Annotated in this window: 20 protein-coding genes; 18 read left to right on the forward strand and 2 right to left on the reverse strand. The window is 64.9% G+C overall.

Features of this window, described 5'->3' with window-relative positions; all coding sequences use genetic code 11:
- Positions 1-56: 56 nt before the first annotated feature.
- From fabD to ACXAED_RS17390, 4 genes are all read left to right on the forward strand, one after another.
- Positions 57-989: an ACP S-malonyltransferase gene (gene fabD / locus ACXAED_RS17375; RefSeq protein WP_475051776.1), complete on the forward strand. Its 933-nt coding sequence runs from the start codon at positions 57-59 to the stop codon at positions 987-989.
- Between the two features lie 56 nt (positions 990-1,045).
- Positions 1,046-1,783: a 3-oxoacyl-ACP reductase FabG gene (fabG, locus tag ACXAED_RS17380; protein WP_475051778.1), complete on the forward strand. Its 738-nt coding sequence runs from the start codon at positions 1,046-1,048 to the stop codon at positions 1,781-1,783.
- A 417-nt stretch (positions 1,784-2,200) separates the two neighbouring features.
- Positions 2,201-2,434, forward strand: a complete 234-nt coding sequence (locus ACXAED_RS17385) for an acyl carrier protein (RefSeq protein WP_005982462.1) — start codon at positions 2,201-2,203, stop codon at positions 2,432-2,434.
- Between the two features lie 254 nt (positions 2,435-2,688).
- Positions 2,689-3,432 carry a 1-(5-phosphoribosyl)-5-[(5-phosphoribosylamino)methylideneamino]imidazole-4-carboxamide isomerase gene (locus ACXAED_RS17390; RefSeq protein WP_475051780.1) on the forward strand — a complete coding sequence of 248 codons (744 nt, stop codon included), beginning with the start codon at positions 2,689-2,691 and terminating at the stop codon, positions 3,430-3,432.
- 114 nt (positions 3,433-3,546) lie between these two features.
- Here ACXAED_RS17390 and ACXAED_RS17395 read toward each other — a convergent pair whose 3' ends face one another.
- Both ACXAED_RS17395 and ACXAED_RS17400 read right to left on the reverse strand, forming a co-directional pair.
- Positions 3,547-4,329 (reverse strand): PilZ domain-containing protein, encoded by a 783-nt coding sequence (locus tag ACXAED_RS17395; protein ID WP_475051782.1) that lies wholly within the window; start codon positions 4,327-4,329, stop codon positions 3,547-3,549.
- 363 nt (positions 4,330-4,692) lie between these two features.
- Positions 4,693-5,580 (reverse strand): PilZ domain-containing protein, encoded by an 888-nt coding sequence (locus ACXAED_RS17400; RefSeq protein WP_475051783.1) that lies wholly within the window; start codon positions 5,578-5,580, stop codon positions 4,693-4,695.
- 485 nt (positions 5,581-6,065) lie between these two features.
- On the opposite strand from ACXAED_RS17400, the gene fabF reads away from it, so the two are divergent.
- From fabF to ACXAED_RS17470, 14 genes are all read left to right on the forward strand, one after another.
- A complete protein-coding gene (fabF, locus tag ACXAED_RS17405) occupies positions 6,066-7,331 on the forward strand; it encodes a beta-ketoacyl-ACP synthase II (RefSeq protein WP_475051784.1) in 1,266 nt (421 codons plus the stop codon).
- Complete coding sequence (mltG, locus tag ACXAED_RS17410; RefSeq protein ID WP_475051787.1) at positions 7,331-8,488, forward strand: endolytic transglycosylase MltG; 1,158 nt, start codon at positions 7,331-7,333, stop codon at positions 8,486-8,488. The genes fabF and mltG overlap by 1 nt, the downstream gene beginning before the upstream one ends.
- 364 nt (positions 8,489-8,852) lie before the next feature.
- Complete coding sequence (gene rsgA / locus ACXAED_RS17415; protein WP_475051788.1) at positions 8,853-9,935, forward strand: ribosome small subunit-dependent GTPase A; 1,083 nt, start codon at positions 8,853-8,855, stop codon at positions 9,933-9,935.
- Between the two features lie 4 nt (positions 9,936-9,939).
- Positions 9,940-10,716 carry a VOC family protein gene (locus ACXAED_RS17420; protein ID WP_475051790.1) on the forward strand — a complete coding sequence of 259 codons (777 nt, stop codon included), beginning with the start codon at positions 9,940-9,942 and terminating at the stop codon, positions 10,714-10,716.
- Between the two features lie 241 nt (positions 10,717-10,957).
- Positions 10,958-11,326 carry a recombinase gene (locus ACXAED_RS17425; RefSeq protein WP_475051792.1) on the forward strand — a complete coding sequence of 123 codons (369 nt, stop codon included), beginning with the start codon at positions 10,958-10,960 and terminating at the stop codon, positions 11,324-11,326.
- On the forward strand, positions 11,319-12,605 hold the full coding sequence (locus tag ACXAED_RS17430; RefSeq protein ID WP_475051793.1) for a DNA-packaging protein: 1,287 nt from the start codon (positions 11,319-11,321) through the stop codon (positions 12,603-12,605). Before ACXAED_RS17425 ends, ACXAED_RS17430 begins: the two co-directional genes overlap by 8 nt.
- Before the next feature lie 282 nt (positions 12,606-12,887).
- Complete coding sequence (locus ACXAED_RS17435) at positions 12,888-14,117, forward strand: phage portal protein (RefSeq protein WP_475051794.1); 1,230 nt, start codon at positions 12,888-12,890, stop codon at positions 14,115-14,117.
- A complete protein-coding gene (locus tag ACXAED_RS17440) occupies positions 14,110-14,334 on the forward strand; it encodes a GTA head formation protein, RCAP_rcc01685 family (protein ID WP_475051796.1) in 225 nt (74 codons plus the stop codon). The genes ACXAED_RS17435 and ACXAED_RS17440 overlap by 8 nt, the downstream gene beginning before the upstream one ends.
- A 26-nt stretch (positions 14,335-14,360) precedes the next feature.
- Positions 14,361-14,930, forward strand: coding sequence for an HK97 family phage prohead protease (locus tag ACXAED_RS17445; RefSeq protein WP_475051798.1), 570 nt, complete (start codon positions 14,361-14,363; stop codon positions 14,928-14,930).
- Entirely contained in the window at positions 14,927-16,108 is a 1,182-nt protein-coding gene (locus ACXAED_RS17450; protein WP_475051800.1) for a phage major capsid protein, read from the forward strand. The genes ACXAED_RS17445 and ACXAED_RS17450 overlap by 4 nt, the downstream gene beginning before the upstream one ends.
- Positions 16,109-16,287: 179 nt before the next feature.
- Positions 16,288-16,887: a head-tail connector protein gene (locus ACXAED_RS17455; RefSeq protein ID WP_475051803.1), complete on the forward strand. Its 600-nt coding sequence runs from the start codon at positions 16,288-16,290 to the stop codon at positions 16,885-16,887.
- On the forward strand, positions 16,884-17,216 hold the full coding sequence (locus ACXAED_RS17460) for a head-tail adaptor protein (RefSeq protein ID WP_475051806.1): 333 nt from the start codon (positions 16,884-16,886) through the stop codon (positions 17,214-17,216). The genes ACXAED_RS17455 and ACXAED_RS17460 overlap by 4 nt, the downstream gene beginning before the upstream one ends.
- A complete protein-coding gene (locus tag ACXAED_RS17465) occupies positions 17,213-17,620 on the forward strand; it encodes a DUF3168 domain-containing protein (RefSeq protein ID WP_475051808.1) in 408 nt (135 codons plus the stop codon). Before ACXAED_RS17460 ends, ACXAED_RS17465 begins: the two co-directional genes overlap by 4 nt.
- 46 nt (positions 17,621-17,666) lie before the next feature.
- The gene (locus tag ACXAED_RS17470; protein ID WP_475051809.1) at positions 17,667-18,080 is read left to right on the forward strand and encodes a phage major tail protein, TP901-1 family; all 414 of its coding nucleotides are present in this window, start codon (positions 17,667-17,669) and stop codon (positions 18,078-18,080) included.
- Position 18,081 lies beyond the last annotated feature (1 nt).

Raw genomic sequence — 18,081 nt, forward strand, 5'->3', positions numbered from 1 at the left:
GCGTTGCGTCAAGGGCCGTTACATCAGGCCAAACGCTAAAACAGACGAGGTCTTCAATGACGATCGCATTCGTGTTTCCCGGGCAGGGTGCCCAGACCATTGGGATGGGCAAGGCATTGGCCGATGCTTATCCGGCGGCCAAGGCCATCTTTGATGAGGTCGATGAAGCGCTGGGGGAAAGCCTGAGCCAGCTGATCTGGGAGGGCGACATCGAAACACTGACCCTCACCCAGAACGCGCAGCCCGCGCTGATGGCCACTTCGATGGCCACCATGCGCGCGCTCGAAGCCGAAGGCGTGACGATTGAGAAGGCCGCTTTTGTGGCCGGCCACAGCTTGGGTGAATACTCCGCTCTGGCCGCCGCCGGGGCGATCTCGGTCACCGACACCGCCCGCCTGCTGCGCACCCGCGGCCAGGCTATGCAAAGTGCCGTGCCGGTGGGCGAGGGTGCGATGGCCGCGATCCTCGGCCTCGACCTCGACGCCGTGCGCGCAGTTGCCGAGGAAGCCGCGCAGGGTGAAGTCTGCCAGGCTGCCAACGACAACGACCCCACCCAGGTGGTGGTCTCCGGCGCCAAGGCCGCCGTTGAACGCGCCGCCGTGATCGCTAAGGACAAGGGCGCCAAACGCGCGGTGATGCTGCCGGTGTCCGCCCCCTTCCATTGCGCCCTGATGCAGCCCGCCGCCGACGCCATGGCCGAGGCGCTGGCCGGTGTTGAAATTAAATCCCCCGCGGTGCCGCTGATCGCCAATGTGCGCGCCGACGCTGTGACCAGCCCGGATGAGATCCGCCAGCTGCTGGTGGAACAGGTGACCGGTTCTGTGCGCTGGCGCGAAAGCGTGCAGGCGATGGCCGCAAAGGGCGTGACCGAATTCTGGGAGATCGGCGCGGGCAAGGCGCTGTCCGGCATGATCCGCAAGAACGATCGCGCGCTGGCGAGCCGCCAGATCGGCACCCCCGAGGAAGCCAAGGCCGCAGCCGAAGCGTAACAATATATCCCGGCGCGCCCGTGCAGCGCCGGGGACCGCATACAAAGGACACAAACATGTTTGATCTGACTGGCAAGAATGCCCTCGTCACCGGCGCCTCCGGCGGCATCGGCGGCGACATCGCCCGCGCGCTGCACGCGGCTGGCGCAACCGTGGCCCTGTCGGGCACCCGCGAAGAGCCGCTCAAGGCGCTTGCCGAAGAGCTGGGCGAGCGCGCCCACGTGCTGCCCTGCAACCTGTCCGACGCCGAAGCGGTCGAGGCGCTGCCGAAACAGGCGGCTGAGGCAATGGGCTCGGTCGATATCCTGGTCAACAACGCGGGCATCACCCGCGACAACCTGTTCATGCGGATGAAGGACGAGGAATGGGAAAGCGTCCTGAACGTGAACCTGACCTCGACCATGCGCCTGTGCCGCGGTGTTCTGCGCGGCATGATGAAGGCGCGCTGGGGCCGCATCATCAACATCTCCTCGGTCGTGGGCGCCACCGGCAACCCGGGCCAGGGCAACTATGCTGCCTCCAAAGCAGGTATGGTCGGCATGTCCAAATCGCTGGCTTATGAAGTCGCCAACCGCGGCATTACCGTGAATGCGGTCGCCCCGGGCTTTATCGCCACGGCGATGACCGACAAGCTGAACAACTCGCAGAAAGACGCGATTCTGAGCCAGATTCCGGCAGGCCGCATGGGGGATTCGAACGAAATCGCCTCTGCCGTTCTGTACCTGGCCAGCCAGGAAGCCGGCTATGTCACCGGCACAACCCTGCATGTGAATGGCGGCATGGCGATGATCTGAGCCCCGTGCCAGCCGCTGAATTGCCAAGCCCCGCAGCCCGTCTGCGGGGCTTTTTCACACCGTATCACGCCAAGCCCGCCGCGCAGCCAGTCCTGCCGTTGCCGTCAAGCGGTTGAAAAACGGCGGAATTGCCAAAAAAACCCATTAACACTCTTGCAACCACTTGATTGCGGGGCCATCTGCACGGCTTCATACCCGCACGATACCGGCTGCCGCGGGAATCGTTACCAAGCGAAACCGTTTGCCTTGGCCGCGGTCTATGCTATAGGCGGCCCATATCCGCAGGTATTTCCTAAGGGAAACGCCGCACTGTCCCCGTCCCGCGGGGATCACACCGCCCGCTCCGGGCAATAACCACGCCGCCCGCACGGGCAAGGGCAGAACCGGGCAGAGTGCCCTGAATTACGAGGAAGAGACATGAGCGACGTCGCAGATCGCGTAAAGAAGATCGTTGTTGAGCACCTGGGTGTTGAAGAGGACAAGGTCACCGAAAACGCCTCCTTCATCGACGATCTGGGCGCAGACAGCCTGGACACCGTGGAACTGGTGATGGCGTTTGAAGAAGAGTTCGGCATCGAGATCCCGGACGACGCAGCCGAAACCATCCAGACCTTCGGCGACGCGGTCAAGTTCATCTCCGAAGCGTCCTAAGCCACGCTTCCGGATGACCGGATTGAACGGCGCTCTCCCCTGCGGAGGGCGCCGTTTTCTTTTGTCTTTCCGGTGCCGTCCGGCGCTTGCCGAATTTGCGTCTGCGGCAATCCGGCCCCATGCCTGTTGGCGCTACCACGCAGCCGGGCGCTGGTGCCGCAATTGTTCCACAAAAGGTCAGGATACGGCGTATCTCAGGGGATGATCCGTGCTAGTATTTCCGTGACAGGCAGAGCACAGAGGAGACTGGCACTATGATGATTTACCCCACGATGGAGATTCAGAACGGCCGCTGCGTGAGCCTGGAAAAAGGCCGCCTGGACGAGCCGCAGATCTGGCACGTGGACCCGGTGGAAACCGCCAAGGGCTTTGCCGCCGCAGGGGCGGAATGGATGCACCTGACCGACTTCAGCGCAATTGAGGGCGATTACAGCAACGAGGACCTGGTCACCGACATCATCCGCGGTGCCGGCATTCCGGTGCAGCTGGGCGGCGGCATCCGCTCGCGCGAGCAGGTCGAGAGCTGGATCGACAAGGGGGCAGGCCGCATCGTGATCGGCACCCTGGCTGCCCGCGACCCGCATCTGGTACGCGAGCTTGCGGAACACCATCCGGACCAGATCGTGCTTGCCGTTGATATCTGGCAGGGCCAGGTGATGACCGACGGCTGGCGCAAGTCCGGCGCCTTTACCCCCGAAGCCTATCTGGAGGCCTTTGAGGGCGCGCCATTTGCCGGCATCATTATCACCGACATCGACTCCGATGTTGCCGACACGGAAGCGCAGATGGGGCTGATGTCGCACCTGGCGTCCACGGTGAAGCTGCCGGTGATTGCCAATGGCGTGGTGCGCAATGCCGATGATATCTCGCGGCTGAAGTACATTCACAATATCGCCGGCGCGATGGTGGGCCGGGCGCTGTTCCGCAAGACACTGTCGGTCGGGGATGCGCTGGCCGTTGCGCGGCCGGAGCCGGAACCGGTGGCGGAATTCCAGTAACCCGAAGCAATCGGGCTGCTGCCTGCGGTTATCACCCGCAGGCAGCCTGCAGCCGCGCGGCGGCTTGCGATCCGCATCGCGGCCGGCGCGCAGATCCAGCCAAACGGGGCGCAGTCAGGCTGAGCTGGCGGCTGTCTCCGGCTCGTTGACCTGCGCGGCATTGAGTTTGAGAAGCTTCTTAAGGTGCCCGCGGGACAGCCGTTTGCTGAACTTTATCCCGACATAGTCGTTGTTCTGCCAGGTCGCTTGGGCCTCTATCAGCAGGAGGCCGGCCGCCTCGGCCGCAACTTCGCCTTCGATGAGAGGCACGGGCTGGCCGCCCTCCAGCCCGACACGCACCTTGGCTCCCAGCCGGCTGATATCGACTATCCGTGCCTCAAAGCGGAAATCGCCGCTTTTGAGGATACAAGGCAGCGCGCAGGGGTGGCGGCGGGACAGCCGCAGGCGCCGCCGGGCCAGGCGCTCCAGCAGGACCGCCGCTGCCGCACCGAGAATCAGCGTCAGCAGGGAACCTGCGATGACAGCCTCCTGCGGCAGTTGTTTCAGTTTCCCGATGCCGCTCAGCGAAACGCCTTCGGTGTCCTGCGGCGGCACATAGTTGCAGGGCAGGGGAACGATGCGCGCGGCATAGGTTTCCAGCAGCGCAGCGGTGCGGCGGCGCTTGGCATTTGCCGCCGCCGCTTCGGCGCCGTGCCTGCGGTGGATCTCCAATAGGCCCTTGTAACGGGTGATCAGGTTCAGAGTGAGCCGCTCGTAGCGATGCATCCCGGCCCGGCGCAGCCGGATGCGAAGATCCACTTGCGGATGGTCAGCCAGCCAATTGCGCAGTCTTTGCGCCTCGCCGCTGCCCTTTCCGGTCCGAAGCACCTGGTGAAACGCGCGCATCTGATGCTGCATGAACACAAGGTCCGACAAAAGCTCGCATGTGGCGCGGGAAGGCGACGGTGTTGCGGCTGCCGCCGGTCCGGCTGCGGCAAGGGTCAGGGCTGCGGCGGCGGAAAGAGCAAAAGGCTTGAAAACCATGCCGGGGGACTCGCGAAACTGTGCACAGATCACCCCAAGGTCTAACTTGGCGGCCTTAACGCACGGCAAGCGGACGCAGCAAATCTCCGTTAAATCTCAGCAGCGCTTCGCAGGTCTGGCAGACGGGGGCGAAAGTGCGGTCGCACCGCCGTGTGTCTGCGGGGCGGCCAGAAAGGCCCGGGACAGCAGAAGTGGCTATCCGGCGGAGCTTGAGGCGCTGCCTCGGGGAACCATAAGCTAGATTCCGAGACCGGGTGGCATGCGCGCCGCCCGTGGTCTGCCGTCCTCATCCTCCATCGGGAAGGCTTCCAGCAGCCGGTGCAGCTGGAGGAAGTTGAAATCCTTGGAGAACTTCACACCGAAGTAATCAGCCGTCTGCCAGCGCACATTCGAGTCCACGGTATAGCCGCCGAAGGAGAGGGTCACCCGGCCCGGAATCTCGCAAGCCGCGTCAGGGCGCACTTTGGCGCCGGCCCGGCTGAGGTCGACCAGATGGGCTGGCACCGTTCGCCCGCCCGCCTGCAGAACGCAAGGCACCGAGCAGGGGTAACGCTTGGTGCGGCGGATCTTTCGTATGCCGATCCGGTCGAGGAAATACAGAACGCTGCCGCCCAGCACCAGGAAGGACACCCAGGCAATGGCGGCATTGATGATCTGCTGGCGTTGGCGCGCGTCCGCTGCATTCACCGCAACCAGCTTACTGCCGTAACCGTCGTCCTTGACCTGATCGCAGGGCAGGGCCTCGACTTGGGTGCCGAATTCCGCCGCCAGATCCTGGAGACCCATGTGGCGGGCGGTCTCAAAGGCGGCAGCGCGGCCCTGGGTTGCAAGAATCTGCAGGACGACTGTTTGCTGCTTCAACAGCTCCATCGTTCCGGCCTCAACGGTTTGAATTCCCACAGCCCTCATCCGCTGCCGCAGCGGAGCCGGCGGATTTGCGCTGATCCAGCTGCGCAGATGCTGCACACTGTAGGCGCCCTGGCCGGTACTGAGATAAGACAGAAATCCCTTGCTGGCCCGGTGCAGATCCGACAGGTCGCGGTGCACGGCACAACTGGCGCTTGCATGCCCGGGGAGCAGGCCGATCACCAGCAGGGTAGCAGCTATGGAGAGCCATTGGCGCATGGCGGGGTCGTTCCTCAAATCCTTCGAGAACAGAAGAATGCCCTAAAGAAGCGAATGCCCGGTTAACGCAGCGGCCGCAGCGGAAGAAAACCTTGCAGCAGCCGCAGCCAAGGCGCACACCGCCGTGCGGTACAGCAGCCAAACGCATGAAGACGAACAAGGGGGAGGACTGTTTTTCCCGCTTCGCCCAAGGCCGCTTGCCGCGAAAACGGGGGGTTGCAAGCACCGGAAAAAAATGCGGGCTGGAGACAAAAAGGCCCAGAGCTCCAGCCCGCTGTGGCAATCCTTGAGGACGGATGCCAAGTTCTATTGATCGGTATACGAGCAACCTATGAGAGAATAGTTAATCAGCCATTCCCGTTTCGGCATCTCTGCATAAAAATCGGACTTCCGCAAGGGAATCCGCGGCCGCACCCGCTCTTGCACCTGCCGGGCATTCCAAGCTATTTGGACAGACGGATTGCCGAGGCAAAGGAGAGCAAGGAATGCGTCGAGTAGTTGTCACCGGTCTGGGCCTGGTTACCCCTCTGGCCAGCGGAGTTGAGGAAAGCTGGACCCGGTTGCTGGACGGCCAGTCGGGCGCGGGCCCCATCACCCAGTTTGACGCCGAAGCAAGCGGCGTGACCACGACCTATGCCTGCGAGGTTCCGCGCGGCGATGGCAGCGGCGGCACGTTCAACCCGGATGACTGGGTTGCCAAGAAAGACCAGAAGAAAATTGATGATTTCATTCTCTATGGCATCGCTGCCGCCGACATGGCCGTGCGCGACGCCGGCTGGACGCCCGAGGACGAGGAAAGCCGACTGCGCACCGGCGTGATGATCGGCTCTGGCATCGGCGGCCTGTCGTCGATTGCCGACACCGCGGTGATGATCAAGGAAAAAGGCCCCCGCCGGGTGTCGCCGTTCTTTATCCCCGGCGCGCTGATCAACCTGATCTCCGGCCAGGTCTCGATCCGCTTCGGCTTCAAGGGTCCGAACCACTCTGTCGTGACCGCCTGCTCGACCGGCGCCCACGCCATCGGCGACGCGGCCCGGCTGATCAAATCGGGCGACGCCGACGTGATGATCGCAGGCGGTGCAGAGGCGGCAATCTGCGAAATCGGCATCGCTGGCTTCAACGCCTGCAAGGCGCTGTCGACCAAATACGCCGACGACCCCAAGAAAGCCTCGCGTCCCTATGACGCCGACCGTGACGGCTTTGTCATGGGCGAGGGTGCCGGCATCGTGGTTCTGGAAGACTACGAGCACGCCAAGGCCCGCGGCGCCAAGATCTATGCTGAGGTGCTGGGGTATGGCCTGTCCGGCGACGCCTATCACATCACCGCGCCGTCCGAGGATGGCGAAGGCGGCGAGCGCTCGATGCGCGCGGCCCTGAACAATGCGGGCCTGGAGCCGTCGGCGGTTGACTATATCAACGCGCATGGCACCTCCACCATGGCCGACACCATTGAACTGGGCGCGGTGGAACGGCTGCTGGGCAACCATGCTGCCAATGTCACCATGTCGTCGACCAAATCCGCCACCGGCCACCTCTTGGGCGCGGCCGGCGCGATTGAGGCGATTTTCTCGATCCTGGCGATCCGCGACCAGGTGGCACCGCCGACCATCAACCTCGACAACCCCGCGGTTGAAACTCCGGTTGACCTGGCCCCCAACGCCAAGCGTGAGCGGGAAATCAAAGTGGCGCTGTCGAACTCCTTCGGCTTTGGCGGCACCAACGCATCGGTGATCTTCGGGAAACCTGACTGATGTGGCGCAGCCTCGCCTCTAATATGCTGACGGTCCTGATCGCCGCCCTGTTCCTGCTGGGCGGCCTCATCCTGTGGGGCCAGTCGCAGTACACGGCTGAAGGTCCATTGGACACCGCCATCTGCCTCCGGGTGGAGCGCGGCTCCAACATGGCCCGAGTCAGCCGCGACCTGGAAGAGCAGGGGGCAGTTTCCTCCGGCACCATCTTCCGTCTCGGCGCCAAGTACAGCGAGAAGACCGGCCAGCTGAAGGCCGGCAGCTTCCTGGTGGAGCCGGGGTCGTCGATGGAACGCATCGTCGACGAGATCACCCATTCCGGCGCCTCCACCTGCGGCACAGAGATCGTTTACCGCATCGGCGTGACCCGCACGCAGGCTGAGGTGCGCGAGCTGGATCCGGCGACCAACAAATTCGAGGAGAAGGCGGAATTCGTCCTTGGCGTCGATGAGGTGCCTGCGGAATACACCGAGACCCGCCAGGACGCTGACACCCGCTATCGCATTGCGCTGGCCGAAGGCGTGACCAGCTGGCAGGTGGTCGAGGCGCTAAAGGCGATGGACGTGCTGGACGGCGACCCGGGCGAGCGTCCGGCCGAAGGCCTGCTGGCGCCCGACAGCTATGAGGTCACCCCAGGCACTGAACGCGCCGCCGTGCTGGCCGAGATGCAGGAGCGCCAGACGCTGCGCATCAACGCCGCTTGGGAAAGCCGCGCAGACGACGCTGCCGTCAAGACGCCCGAGGAGATGCTGATCCTCGCCTCGATCATCGAGAAGGAAACCGGCGTCGCCTCCGAGCGCGGTGTGGTCGCCTCGGTCTTCACCAACCGCCTGAACCGCGGCATGCGCCTGCAGACGGACCCGACCGTGATCTACGGCGTCACCAAGGGCGAAGGCATCCTGGGACGCGGCCTGCGCCAAAGCGAGCTGCGCAAGCCCACCCCCTGGAACACCTATGTGATCGAGGGCCTGCCGCCCACGCCCATCGCCAACCCGGGGCTTGCGAGCCTTGAGGCGGCGGTGAACCCGGAGACCACGGACTATGTGTTCTTCGTCGCCGACGGCACCGGCGGCCACGCCTTTGCCGAGACGCTGGACGAGCACAACAGGAACGTCGCCAAATGGCGCGAGATCGAAGCCCAGCAGCAGCAGAACAACTGAGTGCTGCGAGGCTGGATCGCGTAGGAAAGGGCGCCGGACGGCGCCCTTTTTTGTTGAACCCGTACGCAACAGCGCGGCCAAGCGCGGCCGTTCCGGTGCCGAACCAGCCAGCTCCATTGCCGCCATCGCAAATGACGCTTTCGCTCGTTTGCAGTTGCATCCGCCCAGACGTCCTCCTAAATGATGTTCAGGATAAATGGAGATTTCATGTCCCGGTAAGGAGGGGAGGCAGCAAGCCTCCCAGCGCAAGACCCGTCACGGAAAACACCACCGCTAAGTGCGGCCGGTGAATGACGCCTTGCATCTTTTCCTTACTCTTCCGGCCGGGCCCCGCCCGCAGCCCAGACATGAAAGTTTACCCGCAATGGTACGGGACTACTCCCAATTTCTTCCGAACAGCCGCCGTGACGGCGGATCAAACGACCGCATGACGCCGCTTCAGGCCTTAGGCTGGCAGCCGTTCTTTTCCCAGCAGATCAGCGTTGAAGACCTGCGCGCAACACCGCCGGTCCGCGTCGTCCAGGTGCATCGCAATGCGCTGCATGTTTTCGGTGACAGCATCGAAACCACGCTTCCGCCCCGGCAGGATGTTACGGTCGGCGACTGGCTGTTGCTGGATCGCGAACGGCCGCAGTCCAGCCAGGTTCTGGATCGCATCAGCCTGATCAAGCGGCGCGCGCCCGGCACCGGCCGGTTCGAGCAGCTCATCGCCGCTAACATCGACACGGCCTTTATCGTTTCGTCCTGCAACCAGGATTTCAACGTGCCGCGGCTCGAACGTTACATCGCCCTGGCATTTGAGGCGCAGATCACGCCGGTCATAGTTTTGACCAAGGCCGACCTGCTTGCGGACCCGCAGGACTACACAGATGCGGCCCGGGCCATTTCGCAAACGGTTGAAGTCGTAACGCTCGACGCTCGCGGATTCGAGCCCCGAAGCGCGCTGGCGCCCTGGTGCAAGCCGGGGAAGACGGTTGCGTTCCTGGGGTCATCGGGCGTCGGCAAGTCCACCCTTGCCAACGCGCTGTTGAACAGCCAGTCGATTGAGACGCAAGGGATCCGTGAAGACAACTCCAAGGGCCGGCACACCACGACGCGCCGCGAGCTCCATTCCATGCCGAATGGCTGCATGATCCTCGATACTCCCGGTATGCGGGAACTGCAGCTTACCGATGCGGATGCCGGGATTGATGACGTGTTCGCTGATATCCAGCAGTTGTCGCTTGGATGCCGGTTCAAGGACTGCAAGCACGACACGGAACCGGGCTGCGCGGTGGCGCAAGCCATTGAACAGGGCGAAATCGACGCCTCCCGGCTTGCCCGTTGGCGCAAGCTCAAGGCCGAAAACGCCTTCAATTCAGCCAGCCTTGCCGAACGCAGGTCCAAGGACAAGGCTTTTGGAAAGATGGTGCGCGGCGTTAAAAAACTGAAAGAGAGCCGGAGGTGAACCGATGAGCAAGTCAAAAGCCGGCCAGGTCGTCTGGCACGACCTGTTCACGCCGGACACGGACCGCGCAATGGCGTTCTACAAAAGCGTCGCGGGCTGGAGCTATGTGACCGAACACGCCACGGACTTCGCGTGGGGCGGCGGCGAAAAGGATTTCATTCTCGCCCTATCCGGCGATGAAGCTGGCGCTGGTATTCTACCGGCGCCGCGGGGTCTGGCAGAGGGCTGGCTCGCCTATGTCGAAGTCCCCGATGTGGACGCCGCGCTGGACCAGGCGGAGGTGCATGGCGGCGGTATCGTCAGGCACCCCTTCGAAGTTCCAGGCGTCGGGCGCAACGCGGTCATCCGTGACCCGCAGGGGGCGCTGATCGGGGTCTCTCTTTCGCGCCACAGCTTTCCTGTGCCGCGCCGGCAGTTCGGACCTGAAGTCTACCTGTCGGACACCGGCGCCTTTCCCGGGGCATTCTACAGGGAGGTTCTGGGGTGGCAGGCTGCCGGCCCCCGGACACAAGGGCAAGGCGGCCTTGCCATCACCGGGCCCACCGGCGGCCTGACCGCAGTCCTGCAACCGGCGGACTTGGCGACAGGCGCGCAAGCAATCTGGGTGCCAAGCATCCGGATCGCCGCGCTGGCGGATGCGCAGCGCGTTGCAGAGGCCAATGGGGCGTGCCTCTTGGACCGCGGCGCAGTGGGCAGCGGCACGGCGCACAACTTAATCCTGCGCGATCCCGGCGGTGCGCTGGCCATGCTGCGCGAAGAGCCGGCCAGCCCGTCCACGTGACCCCAGGGCTGCCGCTATTCTGTGGCAGCCTGCCGCTGCGGCGCGCCTCCGTCGGTTCCTTGCGCGCGGGGCGTTGCGGGCCCGCCGTACGCACCCCGCCTCATAACCCTTGACTTTTACGATGTAATCGCGTATAGGTTGTGGCGCAGCTGGAAGAAACAAGGACGGCCCCGGATCCCTCCACCGGTGGCCGTCCTGTCTTTCTCTCGTGCGGACAAAAACGCATGAGGCAGAGCAACCCATGACACACCCGACACCAGACCAGGACGGCGCCGCCGTTCTGACCCGGCAGGTGCATTACACCGCCGATCTCCTGCGTTCGCTGCAGGACAGCATTCACCGTCTGCGAAACGAGGCGGAAGAGCTCCGGGAGCAGCTCGAAACCGCCGGCGCCGATGAAGTTACCGGCGCCAAGGCGCAGATCAGCAAGCTTGAAGGCCTGATCCGGGATTGCCAGAAAGTGGAGAAAGTCATTGCAGAACAAAGCACCGAATTCACCCGTATGCTCAAATCCGAGCACGAGCTCGATCTCGTCGCGGCGCGCGCAGCTGTCGAGCGCGGACTTGCTTGCCTGCGTGCCGCCATCGCTCCTGAGCTTCTTCTTGGATGAGCTGGACCGCAAAACGCTCTGCGCGCTGCCGCATCTCTTTGATATCTGGGCGCTGGACCACCAGCGCCCGCCTCCGGGGGACTGGCGTGCCTGGGTGATCCTGGGCGGCCGCGGCGCGGGCAAGACGCGGGCAGGGGCCGAATGGGTCCGCTCGCTGGCCGAGGGCCCATGCCCGCATGACCCCGGAACCGCCCGGCGCATCGCGCTGGTGGCAGAGACCTATGACCAGGTACGCGACGTGATGATCCACGGCGACAGCGGCATCCTGGCCTGTTCGCCGCCCGACCGGCGGCCCAAGTGGAAAGCCTCGGAGCGCAAGCTCACTTGGCCCAACGGCGCCGAAGCGCAGGCGTTCTCCGCCCACGACCCCGAGGCCCTGCGCGGCCCCCAGTTCGACGCTGCCTGGGCGGATGAGCTGGCCAAGTGGCGCAAGGGCCAGGAGAGCTGGGACATGCTGCAATTCGCCCTTCGGCTGGGCCAGGACCCGCGCGTCTGCGTCACCACCACGCCCCGCAACGCGCCCGTGCTGAAACGGCTCTTGGCCTCACCCAGCACTGTCACCACCCATGCCCCGACCGAAGCCAACCGCGCCAACCTCGCGCCGTCTTTTCTGGCGGAGGTGCGGGCGCGCTATGCAGGCACCCGGCTGGGGCGGCAGGAGCTGGACGGGGTGATGCTGTCGGACATCCAGGGCGCGCTCTGGACCACAGCGGCGCTGGTGGACGCGCAGGTGTCTGAGGCGCCGCCTCTGGACCGGGTGGTGGTCGCCGTCGACCCGGCGGTGAGCGCCGGCAAGGACTCCGACGCCTGCGGCATCGTGGTGGCGGGCGCGATCACCCACGGCCCGCCGCAGGAGTGGCAGGCCTACGTGCTGGCAGATTGCACCGTGCAGGGGGCTGGCCCCTTGGCCTGGGCACAGGCGGTGATTGCCGCCCGCGACAGGTTTGGCGCTGAACGGGTGGTGGCAGAGGTCAACCAGGGCGGCGCCCTGGTGGAAACAGTCCTGCGCCAGGCCGACCCGCTGGTGCCGTTCCGGGCCTTGCACGCGCGCAAGGGCAAATCCGCCCGCGCCGAACCGGTTGCCGCCCTCTACGAACAGGGCCGGGTGTTTCACCTGCCCGAATTGGGAGAGCTGGAGGACCAGATGTGCCAGATGACCCCGCAGGGCTACCGCGGCAGCGGCTCTCCCGACCGGGTTGATGCGCTGGTCTGGGCCTTGCATGAGCTGATCATCCAGCCCGCGGCCAACCTGCGCAGGCCGCAAGTGCGAGTGTTGTAAGCTACAGCCTGGCCGCAGGCCGGGCAGCGCCCGTCCGCGCCCGCGGGCGGGTGCTTCCCGCCCGCCCGCGAACCGGCGCTGCCCTTCGTGACCTCCGCAAGCCGCCCTCTGCGCAACGGGCGGTTTTTGTTTTTAATCAGACGGTTGAGGTATGGTGTTGCGCCCCCTGCGTACGCACCGCTTCCCGGATCTTCAGCTCTTTCTGCCACTAATGATCCTCAGCAAAGGCGCACCAGCCCCAAGGGGTCCAGCGCCGGACAGGAACAAGCTGAGGAGCGGACCATGGTCTTTGACCTGCTGCGGCGTAAAACGCCGGACCCCCGGAAACCCGGCCCCAAAAATCCGGGCCTGGAACAGAAGGCCAGCCAGACCGCCCGCGTGGTCTCCTGGCACAACTCGGGGCGCATCGCCTGGAGCCCGCGCGACACCGTCTCCCTGACCCGCAGCGGCTTTGCCGGCAACCCGGTCACCCACCGGGTGATCCGCCTGATCGCCGAGGCCGCCGCCGCCGTGCCGCTGGTGCTTCAGGACAGCCGCCAGCGCTATGACACCCACCCCTGGCTGGCGCTGCTGGCGCGTCCCAACCCGGCCCAGACCCAGGCGGAGCTCTTGGAGGCGCTCTACGGCCACCTGCTGCTGTCCGGCAACGCCTATATCGAGATGGTCGCGGCTGAGGACGCAACCCCGGCAGAGCTGCATGTGCTGCGCTCCGACCGGATGAACGTGGTGCCCGGTCCGGATGGCTGGCCGGCAGCCTTCGACTATGTGGCCGGCGGGCGCAAGCACCGCTTCGCCAACGAACCCGGCCAGCCGCCGGTCTGCCATATCAAGAGCTTCCACCCGCAGGACGATCACTATGGCCTGTCAGCCCTGCAATCGGCGGCGATGGCGATAGACGTTCACAACGCCGCCTCCCGCTGGTCCAAGGCGCTTTTGGACAACGCAGCCCGCCCCTCCGGCGCGCTGGTCTGGACCGGATCTGACGGCCAGGGCCAGATGTCGGAAGATCAATTCCGCCATCTAAGTGAGGAGATTCAATCAAATTTCCAGGGCGCCCAGAATGCCGGCCGCCCGATGGTGCTGGAGGGCGGATTGGACTGGAAGCCGATGGGCTTTTCGCCCTCCGACATGGAGTTCCAGAAGACCAAGGACACCGCCGCCCGCGAAATCGCGCTCGCCTTCGGGGTGCCGCCAATGCTGATCGGCATCCCCGGCGATGCGACCTATGCCAACTATCAGGAGGCCAACCGCGCCTTCTACCGGCTGACCGTGCTGCCTCTGGCGGCCAAGGTGACCGCCGCGCTGTCCGGCTGGCTTGCAGGCTGGACCGGCGAGGAACTGACCCTGAAGCCCGATCTCGACCAGCTGCCCGCCCTGGCGGCAGAGCGCGAGGCGCAATGGAGGCGGGTCGCTTCCGCGGATTTCCTCACACCCGCGGAAAAGCGGCAGCTGCTGGGGTTGCCCGCAGAAGCCCCGGCCGCGCCGCAGGCGGAGGGCGGACAGGATGACTGAGCACCCGATACACGCATTCGATTGTTCACCGGGATTGCGCCTGTCCGCCCATGAGCGGGTTGCCCAGATCCAGAACGAGGCCGTGAACCGCCGCCTCGACCGGATCGAGCAGATGATGGAGCGGCTGGAGAAACGCCTCTGGCTCACCGTCTACGGCGTCGCGGCCGTCATCCTGGCGCAAGCCTTCCAATCCTTTCTGGCGGTGCAATTGCCGTAACTCCAATAACTTGCGAGGCAGATATCATGCAGGGAACGCCCCAGCTTGAACATAAATTCGCACGCTTCGGCGAGGATCTCTCGCTGAAGGACGCAACAGAAATCAAGGGCTACGCCAGCCTGTTCGGCCAGACCGACCAGGGCGGCGATGTGGTTATGCGCGGCGCTTATGCGGCCTCGCTCAAGGCGCTCCGGGATCAGGGCCGCACGGTCAAGATGCTGTGGCAGCACGACCCGGCCCAGCCCATCGGCGTCTGGGATGAGGTGCGCGAGGACAAGCGCGGTCTGTACGTCAAAGGCCGCATCCTCACCGCCACGCCCAAGGGCGCCGAGGCGGCCGCGCTGATCGAAGCGGGCGCGATTGACGGCCTCTCCATCGGCTACCGCACCCAGAAAGCCACCCGCGCCCAGGACGGCACCCGCCGCCTGACCCAGGTGGAGCTGTGGGAGGTGTCGCTGGTCACTTTCCCGATGCTGCCCGCGGCGCGGGTGGCGGGGAAATCTTCCGCCTTGGACGCCGAGGCAAAGTCCCTCCGCGCATTGGCCGCCGGCCTGCGTCAGATCACCCGCGACCTCAAAACAGGACACCCATCATGAGCAACCAAGACCTCCCGGCCCAATCCGGGGACGCAGCGCCCCTGGCGCATGAAGTGAAACAGGCCATCACGGGCTTTCTTCATGAATTCAAGGGGTTTCAGGACGACGTGCAATCAAGGCTGAAACAGGCAGAAGAGCGAGTGAACATGCTGGACCGTAAGACAATCTCTCAGAACCGCCCCCATCTGGCAGCCAGTCAGGACGCGGGCGCGCCGCACCAGAAGGCGTTCAACGCCTACCTGCGCAGCGGCGACGACGATGGCCTGCGCGGGCTTGAGCTGGAAGGGAAATCCATGTCCATCGCCGTGGGCAGCGACGGCGGCTATCTGGTCGACCCGCAGACCTCCGACACCGTCAAGGCGGTGCTGAACGCCTCCGCCTCGATCCGCGCCGTGGCCTCTGTGGTGCATGTGGAGGCAACGTCCTATGACGTGCTGATCGACCACAGCGAAATGGGCGCCGGCTGGGCCAATGAAACCGGCCCGTCGGCGGAAACCTCCACTGGCAGCATCGACCGCATCTCGATCCCGCTGCATGAACTGAGCGCATTGCCCAAGGCCTCGCAACGCCTGCTGGACGACAGCGCCTTTGATATCGAGGGCTGGCTGGCCGGCCGCATCGCCGACAAGTTTTCCCGCTCGGAGGCAGACGCCTTCATCAACGGCGACGGCATCGACAAGCCCACGGGCTTTCTCAACTACCCGGTCACGGACAACGACAGCTGGACCTGGGGCAACATCGGCTACAAGGCAACCGGCGTGGATGGTGAGGTCGGCAATGGCGACGCGATCATCGACCTGGTCTATGCGCTGGGGGCGGAATACCGCGCCAATGCGACTTTCATCATGAACTCCAAAACCGCGGGAATGCTCAGGAAATTGAAGGACGCCGACGGCCGCTTCCTGTGGTCTGACGGCCTCGCCGCGGGTGAGCCCGCGCGCCTTATGGGCTACCCGGTGCTGATTGCAGAGGACATGCCGGACCCGACCTCCAACAGCTACCCGATTGCCTTTGGCGACTTCCGCGCCGGCTACACCATCGCCGAACGCCCGGACCTGCGCGTCTTGCGCGACCCCTTCAGCGCCAAACCGCATGTGCTGTTCTACGCGACCAAGCGCGTCGGCGGCGACGTCAGCGACTTTGCCGCCATCAAGCTGATGAAATTCGGCGCGAGCTAACGCTCCGCGCTGATGGCGGACCGGCAGCCCGGTCCGCCGGCTGGCACGCACCCCATATTTCCCTGCCGTCTAGCTGCTCCCCCTCCGTCCGAGCGGCAGGGACCGGTGCGTGCCGGCCGAACCTTGGAAACGGACAGCAGATCAGGGCCGGCAAGGGGGAGGCCCGCAGGAGTGAGATGATGATGCTGAGCGAAGTGACCCCCGTGCCCGAGGCCGCCCTGCCGCTGGCCCCCTTCAAGGCGCATCTGCGCCTGGGCACCGGCTTTGGCGAGGACAGCCTGCAGGACGAGGTGCTGTTTGGCTTCCTGCGCGCCGCCCTGGCCGCGATAGAAGGAAGGACCGGCAAGGCACTGATTACCCGTGATTTTGAACTGGAATTCCGCCACTGGCGAGATCGTGCGCAAATGGTTCTGCCGCTCGCCCCTGTGCAGTCGGTGAGCGAGGTTGCGATCCGCGATGCGAGCGGCGCGGAGACGGTTCTGAACGCAGCGCTTTACCGGCTGGAACGCGACAGCCAGCGCCCGCGCCTTTGTCCCACCGGCAGCCTGCTGCCCGCGATTCCCACCGGCGGCCTGGCACGGATCACCTTGCAGGCCGGCATGGCCGCGGATTGGGGCAGCTTGCCCGCGGATCTGGCCCAGGCGGTGATGCTGCTGGCCGCGCATTACTACGAATACCGGGCCGATACCGGCCTGCACGGCGGCTGCATGCCCTTTGGCGTCACCAGCCTGATCGAACGCTACCGCAGCCTGCGGCTGACTTTGGGAGGCCTGGCATGAAACAGCCCCCGAAACTCATCCGCAAGCTGGTGCTGGAAGATCCCCAGCGCGCCCCTGACGGCGCCGGCGGCTTTACCGAGACCTGGGTGGCGCTTGGCACCCTTTGGGCCGAGGTGAAGTCTCTCTCAGGCCGCTTGGCCAGCGGCAATCTGTCTTTGCAAAAATACCGCATCACCCTGCGCGCTTCACCTGAAGGTTTTGCATCTCGCCCACGGCCCGACCAGCGCTTCCGTGACAGCAATCGCCTCTACCGCATTGATGCGGTTGCAGAAAGCGGCCCGGACGCCCGCTACCTCACCTGTTTCGCGGTAGAGGAGGTGAGCGGATGACCTATGCCATCGCAGGCGGGCTGCAATCCGCCGTTTACACCCATCTGACCGGGGACGCAGGACTAACTGCGCTGGTCGGCAGCGCGATCTATGACGCCATCCCCGCAGGCCCCTTGCCGCAGACCTATGTGGCGCTTGGCAGCGAAGAGGTGCTGGACCGCTCCGACAAGACCGCGGGCGGGGCTGAGCACCGGTTTTTTGTCACCGTCACCACCGACACCGCCGGTTTCGCCACCGCCAAATCCGCCGCCGCCGCGGTCTGCGACGCCTTGGTCGGCGCCGCGGTGCCGCTGCCGCGCGGCCAGCTCACCGGCCTGTGGTTCGACCGGGCCAAAGCTGAGCGGCTGACGACCGGCGGCAGGCAGATCACCCTGCGTTTCCGGGCGCGGGTGGATGACGTTTGAACCTCGGAACTTTCGTGAAACCAGTTGAAATACATGGAGAACTCCCATGACAGTTCAAAACGGCAAGGACCTCTTGGTCAAAGTGGACATGAACGGCGCAGGCCTGTTTGAAACTATCGCCGGCCTGCGTGCCACCCGCATCAGCTTCAACGCCGAAAGCGTCGATGTGACCAGCCTTGAAAGCCAGGGCGGCTGGCGTGAATTGCTGGCGGGGGCCGGCGTGCGCTCCGCGAACATATCCGGCTCCGGCATCTTTAGGGACGAGGCGACGGACGAACGCGCCCGGCAGCTGTTCTTTGACGGGCTGACGCCGGCGTTTCAGGTGATCATCCCCGACTTCGGCATCGTGCAGGGGCCGTTCCAGGTGACAGCACTGGAATACGCGGGCAGCCACAATGGCGAGGCCACCTATGAGCTGTCGCTCGCCAGCGCCGGCGAGCTCAGCTTTGCGGCGGTCTGAA

It is taken from the genome of Leisingera sp. ABM4_103 (genome assembly GCF_056158685.1).